Here is an 18194-nt window from a genome sequence, read left to right as displayed (position 1 = left end):
GTGTACCCGTCATCTCTGTGCCCTTGATGAGGATTCACCATGCCCAAGTATTTCGATCCGCATATTCATATGGTCAGCCGTACCACCGATGACTACCAGAACATGGCGGCCGCCGGCATCACCGGCGTGATCGAGCCCGCCTTCTGGCAGGGACAAGCGCGGACCAGCGTCGGCAGCTTCGCCGACTACTTCGACACCCTGCTGGGCTGGGAGCGCTTTCGCGCCAGCATGTTTGGCATCCACCACTTCTGCACCCTGGGCATCAACCCCAAGGAGGCCAACAATATCTGGCTGGCCCAGGAGGTGCTGGAAATCCTGCCGCGCTACCTGGTCAAGGATGGCGTAGTGGCCGTCGGCGAGATCGGTTATGACGACATCACGCCCGAGGAAGACCGCTTCCTGGCCATACAACTGGATTTGGCCAGGCAGTTCCAACTGCCGGTCCTGGTGCACACGCCGCACCGCGACAAGATTGGCGGGACAAAACGGACGCTGGCGGTGATTCGCGAAGTCGGCATTGCGGAACACCAGGTGGTGATCGACCACCTCAACGAGCAGACCCTGCCGCTGGTGCTGGAGAGCGACTGCTGGCGCGGACATTCGGTCTATCCCAACACCAAGATGTCGGAACAGCGCATGGTCGCCCTGCTGCAGCAGTACGGCACCGAGAAAATGATCGTCAACAGCGCCGCCGACTGGGGCGTGAGCGACCCGCTTAAAGTCCCCAAGACCGGCCAGGCCATGCGCGATGCCGGCTTCACCGCAGCCCAGGTCGAGCAGGTGTTGTTCGACAACCCGGTGGATTTCTTCGCTCAGAGTGGCCAGTTGGACAAGGCTCTGGTCAGCACGCCATTACCCATCGACCAGCGCAAGACCTGGCAGGAAAACTCCGCCCTGCGCGGCCAGGATCCGGTGGTCAAATGACTCTGGTCCAGCGCTGGACAGCCGCCCAAGTCGGTTATTGCAGCAATGTGCACCCGACCCGTGATCTGGTCGGGCTGCACAGCTCTATCGAACGCCACTTCCAAGGCGTACGCCGCCTGCGCGGTCTGCCCGAACAGGACAGCGGCCTGTGGATCTGCGCCCAGGCCGCCGACCAGTTGCAAGACGCCTCGGCACGTCGTCGTTTTCTCGCACTGTTGCAAGACACTGGGCTGCGTCTGACCTCGCTCAATGGTTTTCCCTACGGCGAGTTCCACCAAGGCGCGGTAAAGGCCGAGGTGTACCTGCCCGACTGGTCCATGCCACAGCGGTTGAGCTATAGCCTGAACCTTGCCCATCTCCTGGCGCAGGCCCTGCCGGCGGATTGTCGGCAGGGGGTGATTTCCACCGTACCGCTGGGCTACGCCGCCGGCTGGAGTCCAGCCTTGCAGCAGCGCGCCGAAGAGCACCTGCGCCAACTCACCGCCGGGCTGGCCCGGCTGCATCGCGAGTGCGGCAGGAAAGTGGTGTTCTGCCTGGAAATGGAGCCGGACTGCGTGCTGGAGAACACCGACCAGGCCATCGCGTTCTTCAGCCATTGGCAAGCCAGTGACCCGCACCACGAATACCTGGCCCTGTGCTTCGACGTCTGCCATCAGGCCGTGATGTTCGAGGACTGCTATCGCTCGCTGGAGCGTCTGCGCCAGGCTGGCGTGCCGGTCGGCAAGATCCAGTTGTCCAACGCCATGATCTGCCGCCTGCCGGTGGATGACCCACAGCGCTTCTCCGAGGTGCTGGGCGTGCTCGGGGAGTTTTCCGAGGCCACCTACCTGCATCAGGTCAAGGCGCGGGACCCTCAGGGGCGCCTGAGCGCCTGGGCCGACCTGCCTGCCGCGCTGGCCGACTGCGCCAGCGACCCTGGACGCTACACCGAATTGCGCATCCATTTCCATGTGCCGTTGTTCAGCGAGCAGCTGTTGTTGCCGGAACTCAGCGCCAGCCAAGTCGCCCTGGGCCAGACCTTCGACTATCTGGCCGCTCACCACGACCTGCACCCGGTGCTGGAAGTGGAAACCTACAGTTGGGGCGTCTTGCCCGCGCAACTGCGACCGGCAGATGAGCAGGCGCAGCTGCGCGGTATCGCCGCAGAGTTGCACTGGGTCGAAGCACAGTTGCGCCAGCGCCGCCTGCTGCCGGGACCACTGTGCGAGGAGCAAGCCGATGTCAGCCTATAGACCGCTGTTGCTGATCAACGTGGTCGGCCTGACGCCGTCCCTGCTGGGTGCGAACACGCCGCAGATCAACGAGCTGCTGAAGACCGCGCAGATGGCCAGCCTGCAACCGTCGTTTCCGGCAGTGACCTCCACCGTGCAGGCTTCGATCCTCACCGGCACGCCGCCTTCGCAGCACGGTATCGTCGGCAACGGCTGGTACTTGCGTGAGCAGGCAGAAGTGCGTTTCTGGCTGCAGTCCAACGCGCTGATCCAGGGCGAAAAGATCTGGGACACGCTCAAGCGTGAGCTGCCTGGCTTGCGCTGCAGCCAGTTGTTCTGGTGGTACAACATGTACGCCAATGTCGACGCCTCGATTACCCCGCGCCCGCATTATCCGGCCGATGGGCGCAAGCACTTCGGGTTGTATTCGTCGCCCGCGGGGCTGCACGAGCAGATCGAGGCGCAGATTGGCGAGTTTCCCTTCCCTAGCTTCTGGGGGCCTGCGGCGGGCATCGCCTCGAGCCGCTGGATCGTCGATTGCGCCCTGCTCGAGTTCCAGCTCAATCGGCCTGACCTGCAACTGGTCTACCTTCCCCATCTCGACTACAGCCTGCAAAAATTCGGGCCTGAACACCCCTCGATCGCTGCTGAGGTGCGCGCCATCGACCATGAAGTCGGGCGCCTGCTGCGCTTGGCCCGCGATCAGGGCGCTGCGGTGATGCTGCTCTCGGAGTACGGCATCGAGGCGGTCGGGCAATCGGTGTCGATCAACCGCGTGCTGCGCGAGCAAGGCCTGTTGAAGGTGCGCCAATCGCTGACTTGGGAACTGCTCGACCCCGGCGCCAGCGCCGCCTTCGCCGTGGCCGATCACCAGATCGCCCATGTCTACGTCAAGCGCCCGGAGGATGTCCCGCGGATCAAGGCCCTGCTCCAACGCCAGCCAGGTATCGAGCAGGTGCTGGATCGCGCCGAACAGCGTCTCTGGCAACTGGATCATCCGCGCAGCGGCGAGCTGGTGGCGGTGGCCGCGCCTGGGTTCTGGTTCGATTACTACTACTGGGTCGATGAGCGCCAAGCGCCAGATTTCGCCCGTACCGTGGATATCCATCGCAAGCCCGGCTACGACCCGGTGGAGCTGTTCGTCGACCCGACCATCCGCTTCCCCAAATTGAAGGCGGCGCGCCGTCTGCTACAGAAAAAGCTCGGCTTTCGCTACTACATGGACCTGATCCCGCTGGACAGCGGTCTGGTCCGTGGCAGTCACGGCCGTCTGCCCGCCAGCGAGCAGGTGGGGCCCTTGCTGATCACCGATTGCGACCTGCCGTTGCCGCCCAGCATTGCGGCAACGGCGGTCAAACACCTGCTCCTTCGGCATTTCCTGGGGCAGAACCGAAACGACCTGGCCAATGCCAAGGAGCACATATGCGGCGAGCCATCTCAATAACCGTTCTCAGTACCGTGGCCGGACTGGCCCAGGCTGACAACATCAACCCGTTCAGTTGCAGCGATTTCCTCAACTTCAACGGCAATCAGGCACAGACGAACCTCCTGCTCAATGCCAGCAAGGAAACCCTGAGCTGGAACTGGTTCCGCTGTTTGAACCAGCCTGCGCCGAACGGCCTTGACCGGGTTTGGGAAACCCTCAAGCCCTCGGACCAGGTGTACCTGGCCGATGGCGCCAAGCCCACGCCCTACGGCGCGCCGGTCACGCTTCCGGCAGCGGTGACGCAGGCCGCCGGCAAAATCCCGGGGATGAACCTCAACCGCGTCTTCCACAACCTCAATGCCACCCTGCAGGTGGACGGCCTGCCCCTGGAGATGGGCGGATCGGTGCCGGAATCGCAGCGGGGCAAGCCGGTGCGCTTCCAGTTGTTGATGAGTGAGTCCACGTTCGATTACATCGTCGACCAGGGCGTCTACAACATGAATGGTCAGCAAGCCTTGACCGGCGACCTGAACTTCCCGGCCACCTCATGGGAAGCGAAAGCTGGCTGGTTGTGGATCGGCAGCGACACGACCTACCAGGCGCAACTGGCCAACGACGGCTACTACATCGCCCAGGCCTACTACCAGAACCAGGACGGCACCTACGAGGTCGGCTATGCCGCGCTCAGCGCCCTGCACGTCATCAACAAGCTGGTCCCAGGCTGGGTCTGGACCACCTTCGAGAACGTCAACAATCACTCGTACACCGTGACCAACGACATCCCGCCCAAGCCGATGACCAACAGCACCGGACCGACCCCGGCGGCGGCACTGGTGAACACTGCATTCCAGGCCGCTTACAAGGACCTGTCGCGCTACGAGCTGATCGGCACCCAATTGCAGACCAGCCCCAAGCTGCTGGCCAACTCGCAACTGGAGTCGGCCTTCCAGAGCCAGTCGTCGTGCTTTGCCTGCCATGGTACGGCGGCCTATTCGAAGGATGACGGCTACTTCAATTTCGCCCTCGGTGGCGATGCGGGCCAGGGGGGCATCGTCTATCCGACCGACCCAGTGCCGGCGTCCGATTTCAAGGGCTACCACAAACTCGACTTCGTCTGGTCGCTCAAGCGCGCCCAGTGGCAGCGTCCGTGAGGAAGATGACATGAGCGTATTGAATTTCCCTCGTATCTATCTGAAAGGCCATATGTTCTGGAACCCGCCAACCGGGAACAACAACGACATGTTCCCGCTCTACGACGCGGTGAACATGCAGATGAACTGGCCGTTCCTCCAGCACTACAACATCAACCCAGCCAATGCCGGCGATCTGTTGGCCAATTGGATGATCACCCCTCAGGCGCTGGACGACGCACCGGACTATGTCCGCCAAGCGCCGCCCAATGCGCCCTCGCCGCAAAACCCCCACCCGATCATGATGCCCGCCGAGTGGGATCTGTTCGGCGACAACGGTTGCGGTACGGTGACTTACAAGGACACCACGTCCACCGTCATCGGCGGCGAACTGCCCACTGGCGGCTACGTCGACAACGACCCGTTGATCACCCTGCCCTACAACCTGTATGGCAACCCGTTCGGCAGCACCAACCCGAGCCCGGCGCGCTTCGTCGACGTCAGCCCCTGGCAGAACACCTTCACGGCGCTGTACTTCGACAGGCTGGTGCTGGGCAACGACACCTGCGGCCTGACGGCCAAGCGCCAATTCCGCATGCTCGACCGCTTCCTCAACTTCAACTGGGGCGCTCTCGGCGGACTGAACTACGTCACCACCACGTGGCAGACCTGCTTCCCGAAAGACAACCTGAGCTGGGTGGTGGGCAACTCGGCGCTGCTCCAGACCCTCAAGGCACAGTTGGACCAGCCGGGTGTCCAGGGCCTGATGTTCCGTTTCTGCACCTACCTGACCTTCTACGACATGAACGGCGTATTCAATGACCAGCCGCCGATCGATGCCAAGTCCCAGAACAAGGTGGACATGGACAGGGTTCATGAGCTGTACCAGAAAGGCCTGAGCAACCCTGCGGACATCTTCTTCAACCCGGCCTACAGCTGCACCTCCGGCGTTCTCGGCCTGTGGCTCGACGGCGAGTACCCGACCGCTCCGGCCGGCGTACGCTTGGTGCCCGACGTCGCGATTGCCGTGCCTGCGCAGTACAAGCTGCGGCCCCCGACGATACAGTTGGGCGTCGCCTCGGCGCAGGTTCACGACAACACCCTGTCACTGGACCTGATGAATACCCTTCCGTTCATGCCCGCGACACCGCCAGCAGGTCAGGATCCCGCTGTTCCAATCGCGCAGAAACTGGATGTGGGTGCGTTCGACGTGGGCATCGATCAGAACGGCACCTTCGTGCCGGTCACGCATTTCAGCTACGCCGACTACCAGCAGGACCAGTTCGAGCAGCGCGCTGGCATCATCGACCTCCCCCTCACCCCGGCCCAGCAGACGCAATTGACCAGCGGTGCGCCGCTGGCGCTGCAACAGCAGACCACCGGAGTCCATGCCTCGAAACAGGTGGCCTGGACCGCCGAGGTGATCCAGAGCGGCAGCTTCATCGACGTGGGCGAAACCAGAACCCTGCAGATCATGGTGCAGAAAAACGGCGTTGCGGCGAAAAACACCCAGCTGCTGGTGGCGGAATACAACAACCCTTATCTGCTGGGTACCTCCAGCTATTACCTGGGCTTCAGTAACACGCCGAACTTCACCCTGTTCCAGGACTTCCCGGCCAACCGCGGGCAGAACATCGAAGTCTTGCCGCAGTTCGTCGGGGCCGCCGAGGTCGAGGCCTTGGTGACGATCGGCGCGGGTCGCAATCTGGTGGGCTTGTGCACCGACGCCTCGGCCACTGGCGGTACGGACGTCATGTACCAGGATTACAGCAAGACCCCGGCCGGCATCTCGCTCAACGCGTGCTTGACCTTGCAGAACGCCAAGACGGCCACCCGCTCGCTGCAGGCGCCAGCCAACGAACAGGTGAACTACAACTACGTGCAGATCACCACCGACGGCAATGGCATCGCCAGCGTGACCGTCACCGGCCAGCGCCCAGGCTTCCCGACCTTGCGTTTCTACCCCAATGAGGACGGCCAGGCCGACATCGTCTTCAGCTTCGACTATCTCAACGCCTATGTGGACTTTCTCGCCCCCCTGCGGGTGCTGCCGCTGGAGCCGGAGCTGCAGCAGGCGTTCGTCGACCAATGGAACCAGGTGTACCAGAAGAGCGATGCGGGGCAGCTCATCTGGGACAGCTTCATCTACCCAAGGATTTTCGAGCCCTACTACTACCTCTATCCGATCATGGGCAAGTACATGCCGCTCAACGATCTGTCGCGTATCGAGGGCGCTGTGGACCAGTTGATCCGCCTGATCAGCAAGCCGTACCAGGAAGAAAGCACCGTGGCGATGCCGATCACTCGGGACATGCCGCAAAGTCGTCGCTCGGTGCTGGAGCTGTGGGCGCAGAAGCTGGTGCAGCAGAAGTATCCGCCGCAGCCGTTGAGCATGGATGACTACAACCATCTGAAGGTCAACTGACCTCGGGGCGCAGGGGGACAGTGATGCCCCCCTGCGCTTTGCCGGGTCAACGAACAGACTTCAAGCAGCCCTGCCTCAAGGGGATACAGGCCAATGACGATCCATATCCCGCAGCACCCTGATCAAACCCTACGCCCCACTTCGATCATTGCCGAAGGCCTGCGCAACCCTCGCGGGGTTCTTGCCGAGGCCGACGGCAGCCTGTTGCTGGTCGAAGCCGGCACGGGCCTGCCCGGTGATCCGTTCACCGGTCGCATCAGCCGCCTGCCGGCCGACCCGCAGACCCCCGGCGGCTATCTGCCGCGTGAAACCCTGGCCGAAGGCTTCCGGGCCATGAACATGCAGGCGCGCATGCTGCGTGACGAGATCATGGGTTTGTCGGATCTCGCCTGTGGCGAGGGCCGCTGCCTGGTCAGTCAGACCGACTACGTTGCCGGCTCGAAACTCCTCGACCTCCGCTTCAGTCCGCCCGAGCCGGTATGTCACAGCCAAGGCAACCTCAATGCGTTGTGCTATCACCCCGGCCTGCATCGCTGGCTGGCGGTCAAGCCCGATACCAACGAGCTGGTCGCGCTGCGTCCCGGCGAGCAGGAGCGGGTACTGGTGAATCTGCCGGACCTGGACCGGGGCCAGGAGGCCGTTCCAGTCACCCTGGTATACGAACCGGCAACGACTGCAGTGCTGATCAGTCTGTTCTCCGGCGAATTGCACAGCGACCCGGCGCGTAAAGGCGTGGACTTTGCCGACAAGGCCGGCCAGGTGATCCGGGTCTGGCCCGACAACGGGCACATCGAGGTGCTGATCGATGGTCTGCAATTGCCCACCGGCCTGGCCGTCGATGCGCAAGGCAACGTGCTGGTCCTGGAGCTCTGCGCCAGCCTGCAGCAACCTTTGGCTGCCGACTGGAGCGGCGAAGCCGTGCATGGCGGCTTCACCCGTTTCAGCGGACGCCTGCTGCAGTGCGACCTGCACACAGGCGCGGTGAGCGTGCTGGCCCACGAACTGGATACCCCGTCGAATCTGTGCCTGGTGCAAGGTGCAGTGCTGGTCAGCGAGGGCATGGGCCTGTCCGGCCGGCCGCTGCCTACGCCAGCGGGTGGCGTGGTCGCCCTGGATGGCCGGTTGCGTAAGGTCTCACTGCAAGCGCTCCCCTGACACAGCACACGCCTGCCGCCGCCGCAAATGAGGCACCCACGCACCTCTCCCGTCATTCGGCCTCACCGCCTCATGAGCTTTAGCGCAGATTGCGAAGGGCAAATCCTGCGCTGGCTCCGTGAGGTAACGGCTGTTCGCCTTTCCCCATTCAGTGCGCGCGTCAGAAATACCGCTGTCAAGAACCCGACGGAAGGCGCCTCGAAAACCTCAAGTCCAGGGGCACAGGGCAGATAACCCCTCTATCGTTAAATCCGAAACATCTTCCAAGGACGGAACCATGACCCAGCGTCACTCCACCCTCCTCCCCGCTCCCGCCCAGCCGCGTTTTCTCTGGTTCGCCTTGATCCCTGTGCTGCCCGCAGTGGTGTGGCTGCTCACGCAATCCACCTCCACGGCCAACCTGCTGGCCTGCACGGTGCTCGTGCTGATCGGCCTGGGCGTCGGCGTCTTGAGCGCGAAATCCCAGGCCGAGGCGATTCGCCGTGCGCAGGCATTCGCGCTGGATCACGTCACGGCGCAGGCAACGCAGACCAACACAGCTTCGCGTGCCCAGCTCGACGAGGTGCTGCTCGGCGCGATGCCGATCTGGGCCAAGCAGGTGGAAAGCTCGCGTCAGCAGACCGAAGAAGCGATCGTCTCACTGGCCAACCGCTTCACCGGCATCGCCCAGCGCCTGCAAGACACCGTGCAGGCCTCGCAGCACGCCGCCGGCGAACTGGATGGACAAAACGCCGAAGGCGCGCTCAAGGTGCTGGCGCGCAGCGACAGCGAACTGAGCCAGGTCATCGAATCGCTCAAGGCCACGCAGACCAGCCGCGACCAGACCCTGTCCCAGGTCCGCAGCCTCACCGCCTACACCGGTGAACTGCGCACCATGGCCGCCGATGTGGCCGCGATCGCGGCGCAAACCAACCTGCTAGCCCTTAATGCAGCCATCGAAGCCGCGCGTGCCGGCGAGGCCGGGCGCGGCTTCGCGGTGGTGGCCGATGCCGTGCGCAGCCTGTCGAGCAAGTCCAGCGAAACCGGTCAGCAGATGTCGGCCAAGGTCGACATCATCAATAACGCCATTACCCAACTCGTTCAGGCCGCGTCCAACAGCGCCGAGCAGGACGGTCTCTCGGTGAGCGAATCCGAGCACAGCATCCAGCAGGTGCTCGAACGCTTTCAGAGCATCACCGGGCGCCTGGCCGACTCGGCCGACCTGCTGAAGCAGGAAAGCTACGGCATCCGCGACGAGATGACCGAGGTGCTGGTCAACCTGCAATTCCAGGACCGTGTCAGCCAGATCCTCAGTCATGTGCGCGACAACATGCACGATTTGCACGAACACCTGCAGCAAGCCAGCCAGGCGCCGGACCAGGCCGTGGCGGTCGATGCCCGCCAGTGGTTGGCGCGCATGGAGGCCACCTACGCCACCGACGAGCAACGCCGCAACCACCATGGCAACGCGGCCGAACAGCAGCATTCCCAAGACATCACCTTCTTTTAGGAAGTACACCATGGCGAAGAACGTATTAGTGGTCGACGACTCCAGCAGCGTACGGCAGGTGGTGGGCATTGCCCTGAAGAGCGCCGGTTACGAGGTGATCGAAGCCCGCGATGGCCAGGACGCCTTGAGCAAGCTCACCGGACAGAAAGTGCACTTGATCATCAGCGACGTGAACATGCCGAACATGGATGGCATCACCTTCGTCAAGGAGGTGAAGAAGCTGGCCAGCTACAAGTTCACGCCCATCATCATGCTGACCACCGAGTCCCAGGAATCGAAAAAGGCCGAGGGCCAGGCCGCCGGGGCCAAGGCCTGGGTGGTCAAGCCGTTCCAGCCGGCGCAGATGCTGGCGGCGGTGTCCAAGCTGATCCTGCCCTGAGCGTCGTGGACCAGGAGTTCTGCATGCCTATCACTCGCGAAACGCTCGACGGCACCGCCCACCTGGTCATCGACGGTGAGCTGACGATCTACACCGTGGCCGAGCTGGCCGCTGCGCTGCTGCCCGAGATGGGCGCAACAGCGTGTGTGCAGCTCGATCTGTCCCAGGTCACGGAAATGGACGGCGCCGGCGTGCAACTGCTGGCGGTCGTCCAGCGCGAAGCCAGCGCTGCCGGTACGGCCTTGACGCTGACCGACCAGAGCCAGGCGGTCAAACAGGCGTTGCAACTGTGTCGTTGCCTCGTCTAGCCCTCGCCATACGCTGTTCAATCATCGACAAGGACCGTTCAGGTGAGCATCAATCTCGATCAGGCATTGCAAACCTTCATCGTCGAGGCGCGCGAACTGTTGCAGGCCATGGAGCAATCCTTGCTGCAACTGGAAAGCGAACCGGGCGACGAGGATGCGATCGGCGCGGTGTTTCGTGCCGCCCACACCATCAAGGGCTCTGCCGGGCTGTTCGGGCTGACGCCGATCGTCACGTTCACGCACATCGTCGAAGATGTACTCGACCGGCTGCGTGACGGACTGATAGCGGTCGATGCCGCACTGATCGCCGTGCTGCTCAAGTCCGGCGACCACATGCTGGAGCTGATCGAGGTGGTTGCCAGCCGGGGCGAAGCGCTCTCGCCCGCCGCCGTTGAGCGCGAAGACGCGTTACACCAAGCGTTGAATGCCTATCGGCACGTGGATGCCTCGGTGACTGGACTCGAAACCGAACCCTCCGCTGCAAGTGAAGAAGGCCAGGTGCTCTGGCATATCTCGCTGCGTTTCGGCGAGGACGTGTTTCGCAACGGCATGGACCCGCTGTCTTTCCTGCGCTATCTCGAAACCCTAGGGCAGATCGTGCAGTTGCGCACCCTCACCGAGCGCGTTCCAGACCTGAGCCGCTGGGATCCTGAAAGCTGCTACCTGGGCTTCGAGCTCGATCTGAATTCCACCGCCGGCTACGCCAGCCTCAACGAAGTCTTCGATTTCGTGCGTGAAGACTGTGACGTACACATCAGCCGCATCGATGAGGCGAGCGAAAGCGCTTCAGTCTCCGGCACCGAGCTGGTCGTCCAGGCCGAGGTCGTGCCTCTGGTGGGCACGCCCCAGCGCGTGACGGCGCCTGTCGAAGGCAAACCCCGCGACGGTAACTATGTGCGGGTCAACGCCGACAAGCTCGACGAACTGATCAACCTGGTGGGCGAGTTGGTCATCGCCAGCGCCGGAGCGAGCCTGCTGGCCCGTTCGTGCGACAACGACCCGTTGCAGGAAGCCACCTCCAGCGTGTCGGGCCTGGTCGAGGAAATCCTCGACAGCGCCCTGCACCTGCGCATGATCCCCATCGGCGACACCTTCAATCGCTTCCGTCGGGTGGTGCGCGATGTCAGTCAGGAACTGGGCAAGGACATCGAGTTGATCATCAGCGGCGCTGAAACCGAGCTGGACAAAACGGTGGTCGAGAAGATCGGCGATCCGTTGATGCACCTGCTGCGCAACGCCATGGATCATGGCATCGAGAATGCCCAGGCGCGGCAGGCGGCGGGCAAACCGAGCAAGGGCCACCTGAGGCTCAATGCCTATCACGACTCCGGCAGCATCGTCATCGAAATCGCCGACGACGGCGCTGGCCTCAACCGTGAGCGCATTCTGCACAAGGCGCAGGAGCGCGGCCTGGTCGCCAGCGGCGCGACACTGACCGACCAGGAGATCTACAACCTGATCTTCGAGCCGGGCTTCTCCACTGCCGAAGCGGTGACCGACCTTTCCGGACGCGGCGTGGGCATGGATGTGGTCAAGCGCAATATCACCCTGTTGCGCGGCACCGTCGATCTGGACAGCCGTCACGGCCAGGGCACGCTGGTGCGCATTCGCCTGCCGCTGACCCTGGCCATCATCAATGGCTTCCTGGTCGGGATCGATCAGTCCACCTATGTGATCCCGCTGGACATGGTCCAGGAATGCATCGAGCTCGACGAACACCAGCCGGTGTCGACGCGCGACCAGGGCTACCTGGATTTGCGTGGCGAGGTACTGCCGCTGGTGGACCTGCGCGAGCACTTCAACCACGAGGGTGCGCCTGCGCGGCGCCAGAACGTCGTGGTGGTGCGCTATGCCGAGCACAAGGCCGGGCTGGTGGTGGACGAACTGCTCGGCGAGTTCCAGACCGTCATCAAACCCCTGGGCAAGCTGTTCGGGGCACTGCGCGGCATCAGTGGCTCGACCATCCTGGGCAGCGGTGCGGTCGCGCTGATCCTGGACGTCCCTGCCCTGCTCAATCAAATCGTACAACTGGAAGCCCGCCCGGCTCCGGCGTCCCAGGCCCTGTCGGGCACCACGCGTTGACGTTCTTGCACTTCCATGGAGGTTTCCCCGATGAAATGGTTCTACGACCTGAAAATATCCACCAAGTTGATCAGCGCGTTCCTGCTGGTCCTGGCGCTCACCGCGGTGATGGGGGTCTTCGCCATCGTCCAGTTGGGCGCCGTCAACCAGGCGGCGCAGGACATCAAGAGCAACTGGATGCCGTCGATGCGCGCGGCGGCAGGCATGCGCTTTTTTGCCGCCAACTATCGCCTGAAGGAAAACCGCAGTCTCGGCACTGACATCGCCGAACAGAAAGCCCAGGCCGAGCTGGAAGCGGCCGATGCACGCAAGGAGTTCGAGACTCGGCTGGAAACCTACGAAGGCCTGATCGTCAGTGATGAGGATCGGCAACTGCTGTCGAACGTGAAAAGCGCGTGGGCCGAGTACCTCAAGGCCAGTACGCGACTGTTCGAGCTGTCCCGCCAGAACCAGGAAGCCGAGGCCCGCAGCCTGATCAGGGGCGAGTCCAAGACCCATTTCGACGAGGTCACCGGCCACTTGCAGAAGATGGTCGAACTCAACGACGCCGGTGCCACCGCCGCCGGTGACAAGGGCACCGCCCTGTATGAAAGCTCGCGCTGGTCGATCATCGCCGTGTTGATCGCGGCGCTGCTGATCGGCCTGGGCCTGGCCTTGTTCATCGCCCGGATCATCGCCCGCCCGTTGCGCCAGGCTGCCACGGCGGCCGAGCAACTGGCCGAAGGCAACCTCAGTGCCCATATCGAGCCCGGCGCGAAGGACGAAACCGGCATGGTGCTCAATGCCATGCGCAATATGGTCGGCAAGCTGGCGCATATCATCGGCGAAGTGCGTAACGCCGCCGACAACCTGGCCAGCGCCTCGGAGCAGGTCAGCGCCACTGCGCAGTCGATGAGCCAGGCCACCAGCGAACAGGCGGCCAGCGTCGAGGAAACCAGTGCATCGGTGGAGCAGATGAGCGCCAGCATCAACCAGAACACCGAGAACGCCAAGGTCACCGATGGCATGGCCAGCAAGGCGGCCAAGGAAGCCACCGACGGCGGCGACTCGGTACAGCAGACCGTGGTGGCGATGAAGAAGATCGCCCAGCGCATCAGCATCATCGACGACATCGCCTACCAGACCAACCTGCTTGCCCTCAACGCCGCGATCGAGGCCGCGCGGGCCGGCGAGCACGGCAAGGGCTTCGCGGTGGTGGCCGCCGAGGTGCGCAAGCTCGCCGAGCGCAGCCAAGTGGCCGCCCAGGAAATCGGCGAGCTGTCTTCGAGCAGCGTCGACATGGCCGAGAAAGCCGGCAAGCTGCTGGACGAGATGGTGCCGTCGATCAACAAGACCTCCGACCTGGTGCAGGAAATCAGTGCGGCGTCCGAGGAGCAGGCCGCAGGCGTCGCGCAGATCAACACCGCGATGACCCAGCTCAACCAAGTCACCCAGCAGAACGCGTCGAGCAGCGAAGAGCTGGCCGCCACCGCCGAGGAAATGAGCAGCCAGGCCGAGCAGTTGCAACAGGCCATGAGTTTCTTCGTGCTGGATTCGACCACCAAGGCCGTGGCGCAGGGCAACAATGTCGATAGTAGCGGCAAGCTCACCCGCCCCACGCCACGCCCGGTCCAGCAGGCACCGCGCAAGGCCTTCGCCTACAGCATGGCCGGTGTGCCGGACGAGTCGGAGTTCACCCGTTTCTGATCAGGGAATTGGCACGGGCCAACCAGGAGAATCACATGGGCGCAGTCATCGCCACCCGTCAGACCGCCAGTGCGGCGGACGAGGACGGGCAGTACCTGACCTTCATGCTCGGGGGCGAGATGTTCGCCATCGGCATTCTGGGCATCAAGGAGATCATCGAATACGGCAGCCTGACCGTAGTGCCGATGATGCCCGCCTTCGTGCGCGGCGTGATCAACCTGCGCGGCGCGGTGGTGCCGGTGGTGGACCTGTCGGCGCGTTTTGGCCGGCCCAACTCCACCATCACCCGGCGCTCCTGCGTGATCATCATCGAGGCCAGCACTCAGGAGGGGCAGCCCCAGGATCTCGGGCTGCTGGTCGATACCGTCTCGGCCGTGCAGGAAGTACCGGCCGCGCAGATCGAACCGCCACCCAGCTTCGGCGCGCGGATTCGCGCCGACTTCATCAGCGGCATGGCCAAGGTCGATGGCAAGTTCGTCATCGTCCTGGCCGTGGACAAGGTGCTGTCCATCGATGAGATGTCCAGCCTGGCCGAGGCCGGCCAGTTGCCGGCGCTTGAAGCCGAAGGCCGGTGAGGCGCGACCATGACCGACACTTCATCACTCGACGACCGGGAGTTCGGTCAATTCCAGGCCTGGCTGCACCGCGCAGCCGGCATCAACCTGTCGCCGGCAAAAAAGGCACTGGTGGCCGGGCGCCTGTTCAAGCGCCTCAAGCACTATGAGCTGGACAGCTATGGGGATTATTTCAAGCTGATCATGGGCGACCAGCGCAAGGGCGAGCTGCAGGTGGCCCTGGATTTGCTGACCACCAACGAAACCTATTTTTTCCGTGAGCCCAAGCACTTCGACTTCCTGCGCCAGCAGGTGCTGCCCAAGGCAGCGCCAGGCAAGGTGTTTCGGGTGTGGAGCGCGGCGAGCTCCTCCGGCGAAGAGCCCTACAGCCTGGCGATGACCCTGGCCGAAGGCTTGAATACCACGCCTTGGGAGGTGATCGGTTCGGACATCAGCACCCAGGTGCTGGCCAAGGCGCGCAGCGGGCACTACGCCATGGAGCGTGCCAGTACCCTGCCCCAGCCGCTGCTGAGCAAGTACTGCCTGAAAGGCGTTGGCCGCCAGGAAGGTACATTCCTGATCGACAAGTCGCTGCGCAACCGGGTCAATTTCATCCAGGTCAACCTCAACGAGCCGCTGCCTGGGCTGGGCGAGTTCGATGTGATCTTCCTGCGCAACGTGATGATCTATTTCGATCAACCCACCAAGCGCCAGGTGGTCGCGCGTTTGCTGCCCCAGCTCAAGCCCGGCGGCTACTTCATCATCAGCCACTCGGAAAGCCTGCACGGCGTGAACGACACGTTGAAGCTGGTGGCGCCGTCGATCTATCGCAAACCATGAAAACAGCCACGAAAACCACCGAACTGATCCTGGCGCCCGGTCAAGTCAGCTTCGCCACGCGCCCCCTGCGGTTGCGGACCCTGCTCGGCTCCTGCGTGGCATTCACCTTGTGGCACCCGCAACGCCTGATCGGCGGGATGTGCCATTTCATGCTGCCGGCCCGTACCCGCCGCGACCAGCCGCTGGACGGCAAGTACGCCGACGAGGCCCTCGAACTGCTGCTGCGCCACGCCAGGGCCCACGGCACGCGGGCGCGTGACTATCAGGTGAAAGTGTTCGGCGGTGGCGAGATGTTCCCTGAGCAGCATCGCCACCTGCCCGATCAGGACGTGGCCAGCCTGAACATCCGTGCGGCCTTGGCCTTGGCCGAACGTCATCACCTGCACCTGGCCGCCCAGGACATGGGCAGCACCGGCTACCGCACCATCCTCTTCGACCTGTGGACCGGCAATGTCTGGGTCCGGCACCAACCAATGGGAACCCTGCGTAAAGATGCCTACCAAAAAAATCAGCGTACTGCTGGTCGATGATTCGGCCGTAGTGCGCCAGGTGCTGCTGGCGATTCTCAACGAAACGCCGGACATCCGCGTGATGGGCGCCGCTTCCGATCCGATCTTCGCCATGGACAAACTGGCGCGCGAATGGCCGGACGTGATCGTGCTGGATGTGGAAATGCCGCGCATGGACGGCATCACCTTTCTCAGGAAAATCATGAGCGAGCGGCCCACGCCGGTGGTGATCTGCTCGTCACTGACGCAAAAAGGCGCGGAAACCTCCTTGCAGGCGCTCTCGGCCGGCGCGGTGGAGATCATCACCAAACCCACCACGGGGCTGAAGAGCTTTCTGATGGAGTCCGCCGCTGAGTTGGTTGGGGCGATACGGGCAGCGGCGCACTCCAATGTCAAGAACCTGGGCAAGCGTGTGGTGCGCCCTGCGCCGATGGCTGCGCCCGCGAGCAAGCTCAGCGCGGACGCTATCCTGCCCGCCGCGGGCGGCCAGGCCATGGCACAGACCACCGAACGCATCGTCGCCATCGGCACGTCCACCGGTGGCACTCAGGCACTGGAAACGGTGCTCACCGCGCTACCGAGGGTGTGCCCGGGCCTGGTGATCGTGCAGCACATGCCGGAGAAATTCACCGCGTCCTTTGCCGAAAGGCTCAACAGCCTCTGCCAGATCGAAGTGCGTGAAGCGCGCAACAACGACCGGGTGTTGCCCGGCCTGGCGCTGATCGCGCCGGGGGGCAAGCACCTGATGGTGACCCGCAGCGGCGCCTACTATCACGCCCAGGTGGTCGAAGGCCCACTGGTGAACCGCCATCGGCCGTCGGTCGACGTGTTGTTTCGCTCCGTAGCCCGCTTCGCCGGCAAGAACGCGACCGGCATCATCATGACCGGCATGGGCGACGACGGTGCACGCGGTCTTAAAGAGATGCTCGACGCCGGCGCCGCCACCGTCGCCCAGGACGAAGCCAGCTGCGTGGTATTCGGCATGCCCAAGGAAGCCATCAAGCTCAATGCCGCCCAACGCATCATGGCGCTGGGCGATATTCATCAGGCGATTGTGCACAAGTGACTGGCAAGGCCAGGGTGATTGGGCTGTCGACTGAACGACGTTCAAGGCGTGCTCGGCACGAACACGCTGACGTCCCTCGCATCGACAGCCTTGGGCAACAACCCCTCATGCAGGAACGCGTCGGCGATGCGCTGTTGCTCCTCCAGGTTTTCCGGTTTCACCGGCTGTACGTCGTAGCTGCGCCGGGCATTGGCCTGTAGCACGGTGGTGCTATCCAGGTTGCCCCACAATGGCCCCAGGATGCGCGCCGCCGCTGCCGGATTGGCCTGGGTCCACTCGCCGGTTTCGCGTAAGGCGAGGTACACCTGTTGCAGGACCTCAGGGTGAGCTTGGGCATAGTCGCTGCTCGCCAGGTAGTAACGCTGGTAGCTGGCAAGCCCTTCACCATCGGCCAGGATGCGCGCGTTCTGCTGCCGCTGGGCGCTGGCCACGAAGGGATCCCAGGTTACCCAGGCGTCGACCTTGTGGTTCTCGAAAGCGGCGCGGCCGTCGGCGGGGATCAGGTAGGCCGGGGTGATGTCCTTGAACGTCAGGCCGGCCTTGGCCAGCGCCTGGATCAGCAGGTAATGACTGCCGGCGGCCTTGGTCACCGCCACGCGCTTGCCCTTCAGATCGGCCAGGGTGCGAAGCGGCGAATCCGATGGCACCAGTATCGCCTGAGCCTTCGGCGACGGCGTCTCGCGGGCGAAGTAGGTCAGCCTGGCGCCTGCGGCCTGGGTGAATACCGGTACGGTGTCGGCGACATCGGCAGACACATCGACATTGCCCAGGTTCAGGGCTTCCAACAGGGGCAGCCCACTGGGAAATTCATGCCATGTAATGCGGATGCCTTGGGCGCGCAATCGGTCCTCGAGGCCGCCTCGGGCCTTGAGCAGCGTCAACAGGGTCGAGGACTTCTGGTAACCGATACGCAGGATCTGCTCGGCGCTGGCAATGCCAGGGAGCAATACAGTGGCCAGCACTGCCAGGCCAAGCTGGCGTAGATAGCGGATGGGCATTTCGAGGTCTCC

At 63.5% G+C, this 18194-nt stretch carries 16 protein-coding genes; 15 read left to right on the top strand and 1 reads right to left on the bottom strand.

The genetic code is table 11. From position 1 onward, the window contains the following. The first annotated feature begins 39 nt into the window (after window positions 1-39). The 15 genes from NJ69_RS08010 (at window position 40) to NJ69_RS07940 (ending at window position 17184) form a co-directional block, all read left to right on the top strand. Window positions 40-924, top strand: coding sequence for a TatD family hydrolase (locus NJ69_RS08010; protein WP_039577874.1), 885 nt, complete (start codon window positions 40-42; stop codon window positions 922-924). Beyond that, window positions 921-2156, top strand: a complete 1236-nt coding sequence (gene eboE, locus NJ69_RS08005) for a metabolite traffic protein EboE (RefSeq protein ID WP_039577871.1) — start codon at window positions 921-923, stop codon at window positions 2154-2156. Before NJ69_RS08010 ends, eboE begins: the two co-directional genes overlap by 4 nt. Further along, a complete protein-coding gene (locus NJ69_RS08000) occupies window positions 2143-3579 on the top strand; it encodes an alkaline phosphatase family protein (RefSeq protein WP_039577868.1) in 1437 nt (478 codons plus the stop codon). Before eboE ends, NJ69_RS08000 begins: the two co-directional genes overlap by 14 nt. Then, on the top strand, window positions 3558-4712 hold the full coding sequence (locus NJ69_RS07995; protein ID WP_039577867.1) for a hypothetical protein: 1155 nt from the start codon (window positions 3558-3560) through the stop codon (window positions 4710-4712). Before NJ69_RS08000 ends, NJ69_RS07995 begins: the two co-directional genes overlap by 22 nt. 10 nt (window positions 4713-4722) lie before the next feature. After that, a complete protein-coding gene (locus tag NJ69_RS07990; RefSeq protein ID WP_039577864.1) occupies window positions 4723-7116 on the top strand; it encodes a hypothetical protein in 2394 nt (797 codons plus the stop codon). A 93-nt stretch (window positions 7117-7209) separates the two neighbouring features. Then, entirely contained in the window at window positions 7210-8271 is a 1062-nt protein-coding gene (locus tag NJ69_RS07985) for a hypothetical protein (RefSeq protein WP_039577862.1), read from the top strand. Between the two features lie 277 nt (window positions 8272-8548). Then, on the top strand, window positions 8549-9760 hold the full coding sequence (locus NJ69_RS07980; RefSeq protein ID WP_039577861.1) for a methyl-accepting chemotaxis protein: 1212 nt from the start codon (window positions 8549-8551) through the stop codon (window positions 9758-9760). Between the two features lie 10 nt (window positions 9761-9770). Further along, a complete protein-coding gene (locus NJ69_RS07975) occupies window positions 9771-10139 on the top strand; it encodes a response regulator (RefSeq protein ID WP_029612024.1) in 369 nt (122 codons plus the stop codon). Window positions 10140-10162: 23 nt separating this feature from the next. Continuing rightward, window positions 10163-10447, top strand: coding sequence for an STAS domain-containing protein (locus NJ69_RS07970; RefSeq protein WP_039577858.1), 285 nt, complete (start codon window positions 10163-10165; stop codon window positions 10445-10447). A 42-nt stretch (window positions 10448-10489) separates the two neighbouring features. Beyond that, window positions 10490-12529: a chemotaxis protein CheA gene (locus tag NJ69_RS07965; RefSeq protein WP_039577856.1), complete on the top strand. Its 2040-nt coding sequence runs from the start codon at window positions 10490-10492 to the stop codon at window positions 12527-12529. A gap of 30 nt (window positions 12530-12559) precedes the next feature. Next, window positions 12560-14215, top strand: coding sequence for a methyl-accepting chemotaxis protein (locus NJ69_RS07960; protein ID WP_039577854.1), 1656 nt, complete (start codon window positions 12560-12562; stop codon window positions 14213-14215). Window positions 14216-14250: 35 nt separating this feature from the next. Beyond that, window positions 14251-14790 (top strand): chemotaxis protein CheW, encoded by a 540-nt coding sequence (locus NJ69_RS07955; RefSeq protein WP_039577851.1) that lies wholly within the window; start codon window positions 14251-14253, stop codon window positions 14788-14790. Between the two features lie 9 nt (window positions 14791-14799). After that, complete coding sequence (locus tag NJ69_RS07950) at window positions 14800-15609, top strand: CheR family methyltransferase (protein ID WP_029612028.1); 810 nt, start codon at window positions 14800-14802, stop codon at window positions 15607-15609. Next, a complete protein-coding gene (gene cheD / locus NJ69_RS07945; protein WP_029612029.1) occupies window positions 15606-16139 on the top strand; it encodes a chemoreceptor glutamine deamidase CheD in 534 nt (177 codons plus the stop codon). The genes NJ69_RS07950 and cheD overlap by 4 nt, the downstream gene beginning before the upstream one ends. Continuing rightward, window positions 16102-17184 (top strand): protein-glutamate methylesterase/protein-glutamine glutaminase, encoded by a 1083-nt coding sequence (locus tag NJ69_RS07940; protein WP_039577846.1) that lies wholly within the window; start codon window positions 16102-16104, stop codon window positions 17182-17184. Before cheD ends, NJ69_RS07940 begins: the two co-directional genes overlap by 38 nt. 41 nt (window positions 17185-17225) lie before the next feature. On the opposite strand, the gene NJ69_RS07935 is transcribed toward NJ69_RS07940, so the two are convergent. Then, window positions 17226-18182 (bottom strand): aliphatic sulfonate ABC transporter substrate-binding protein, encoded by a 957-nt coding sequence (locus NJ69_RS07935; RefSeq protein WP_039577843.1) that lies wholly within the window; start codon window positions 18180-18182, stop codon window positions 17226-17228. Window positions 18183-18194: the final 12 nt, after the last annotated feature.

The sequence above is a fragment of the Pseudomonas parafulva genome (assembly GCF_000800255.1).
Taxonomy (GTDB): Bacteria; Pseudomonadota; Gammaproteobacteria; order Pseudomonadales; family Pseudomonadaceae; genus Aquipseudomonas; species Aquipseudomonas boreofloridensis.
Note: the sequence above shows the minus strand (reverse complement) of the source record. Positions and strands in the feature narration are given on the sequence as shown.

Excerpts from the sequence above, each read along its gene's own strand:
- NJ69_RS07970 (WP_039577858.1), top strand. The coding sequence starts at position 10,163 with ATGCCTATCACTCGCGAAACGCTCGACGGCACCGCCCACCTGGTCATC.
- NJ69_RS07975 (WP_029612024.1), top strand. The coding sequence starts at position 9,771 with ATGGCGAAGAACGTATTAGTGGTCGACGACTCCAGCAGCGTACGGCAG.
- NJ69_RS07955 (WP_039577851.1), top strand. The coding sequence starts at position 14,251 with ATGGGCGCAGTCATCGCCACCCGTCAGACCGCCAGTGCGGCGGACGAG.
- NJ69_RS07990 (WP_039577864.1), top strand. The coding sequence starts at position 4,723 with ATGAGCGTATTGAATTTCCCTCGTATCTATCTGAAAGGCCATATGTTC.
- NJ69_RS07940 (WP_039577846.1), top strand. The coding sequence starts at position 16,102 with ATGCCTACCAAAAAAATCAGCGTACTGCTGGTCGATGATTCGGCCGTA.
- NJ69_RS07960 (WP_039577854.1), top strand. The coding sequence starts at position 12,560 with ATGAAATGGTTCTACGACCTGAAAATATCCACCAAGTTGATCAGCGCG.
- eboE (WP_039577871.1), top strand. The coding sequence starts at position 921 with ATGACTCTGGTCCAGCGCTGGACAGCCGCCCAAGTCGGTTATTGCAGC.
- NJ69_RS08000 (WP_039577868.1), top strand. The coding sequence starts at position 2,143 with ATGTCAGCCTATAGACCGCTGTTGCTGATCAACGTGGTCGGCCTGACG.
- NJ69_RS07935 (WP_039577843.1), bottom strand. The coding sequence starts at position 18,182 with ATGCCCATCCGCTATCTACGCCAGCTTGGCCTGGCAGTGCTGGCCACT.
- cheD (WP_029612029.1), top strand. The coding sequence starts at position 15,606 with ATGAAAACAGCCACGAAAACCACCGAACTGATCCTGGCGCCCGGTCAA.
- NJ69_RS08010 (WP_039577874.1), top strand. The coding sequence starts at position 40 with ATGCCCAAGTATTTCGATCCGCATATTCATATGGTCAGCCGTACCACC.
- NJ69_RS07985 (WP_039577862.1), top strand. The coding sequence starts at position 7,210 with ATGACGATCCATATCCCGCAGCACCCTGATCAAACCCTACGCCCCACT.
- NJ69_RS07980 (WP_039577861.1), top strand. The coding sequence starts at position 8,549 with ATGACCCAGCGTCACTCCACCCTCCTCCCCGCTCCCGCCCAGCCGCGT.
- NJ69_RS07950 (WP_029612028.1), top strand. The coding sequence starts at position 14,800 with ATGACCGACACTTCATCACTCGACGACCGGGAGTTCGGTCAATTCCAG.
- NJ69_RS07995 (WP_039577867.1), top strand. The coding sequence starts at position 3,558 with ATGCGGCGAGCCATCTCAATAACCGTTCTCAGTACCGTGGCCGGACTG.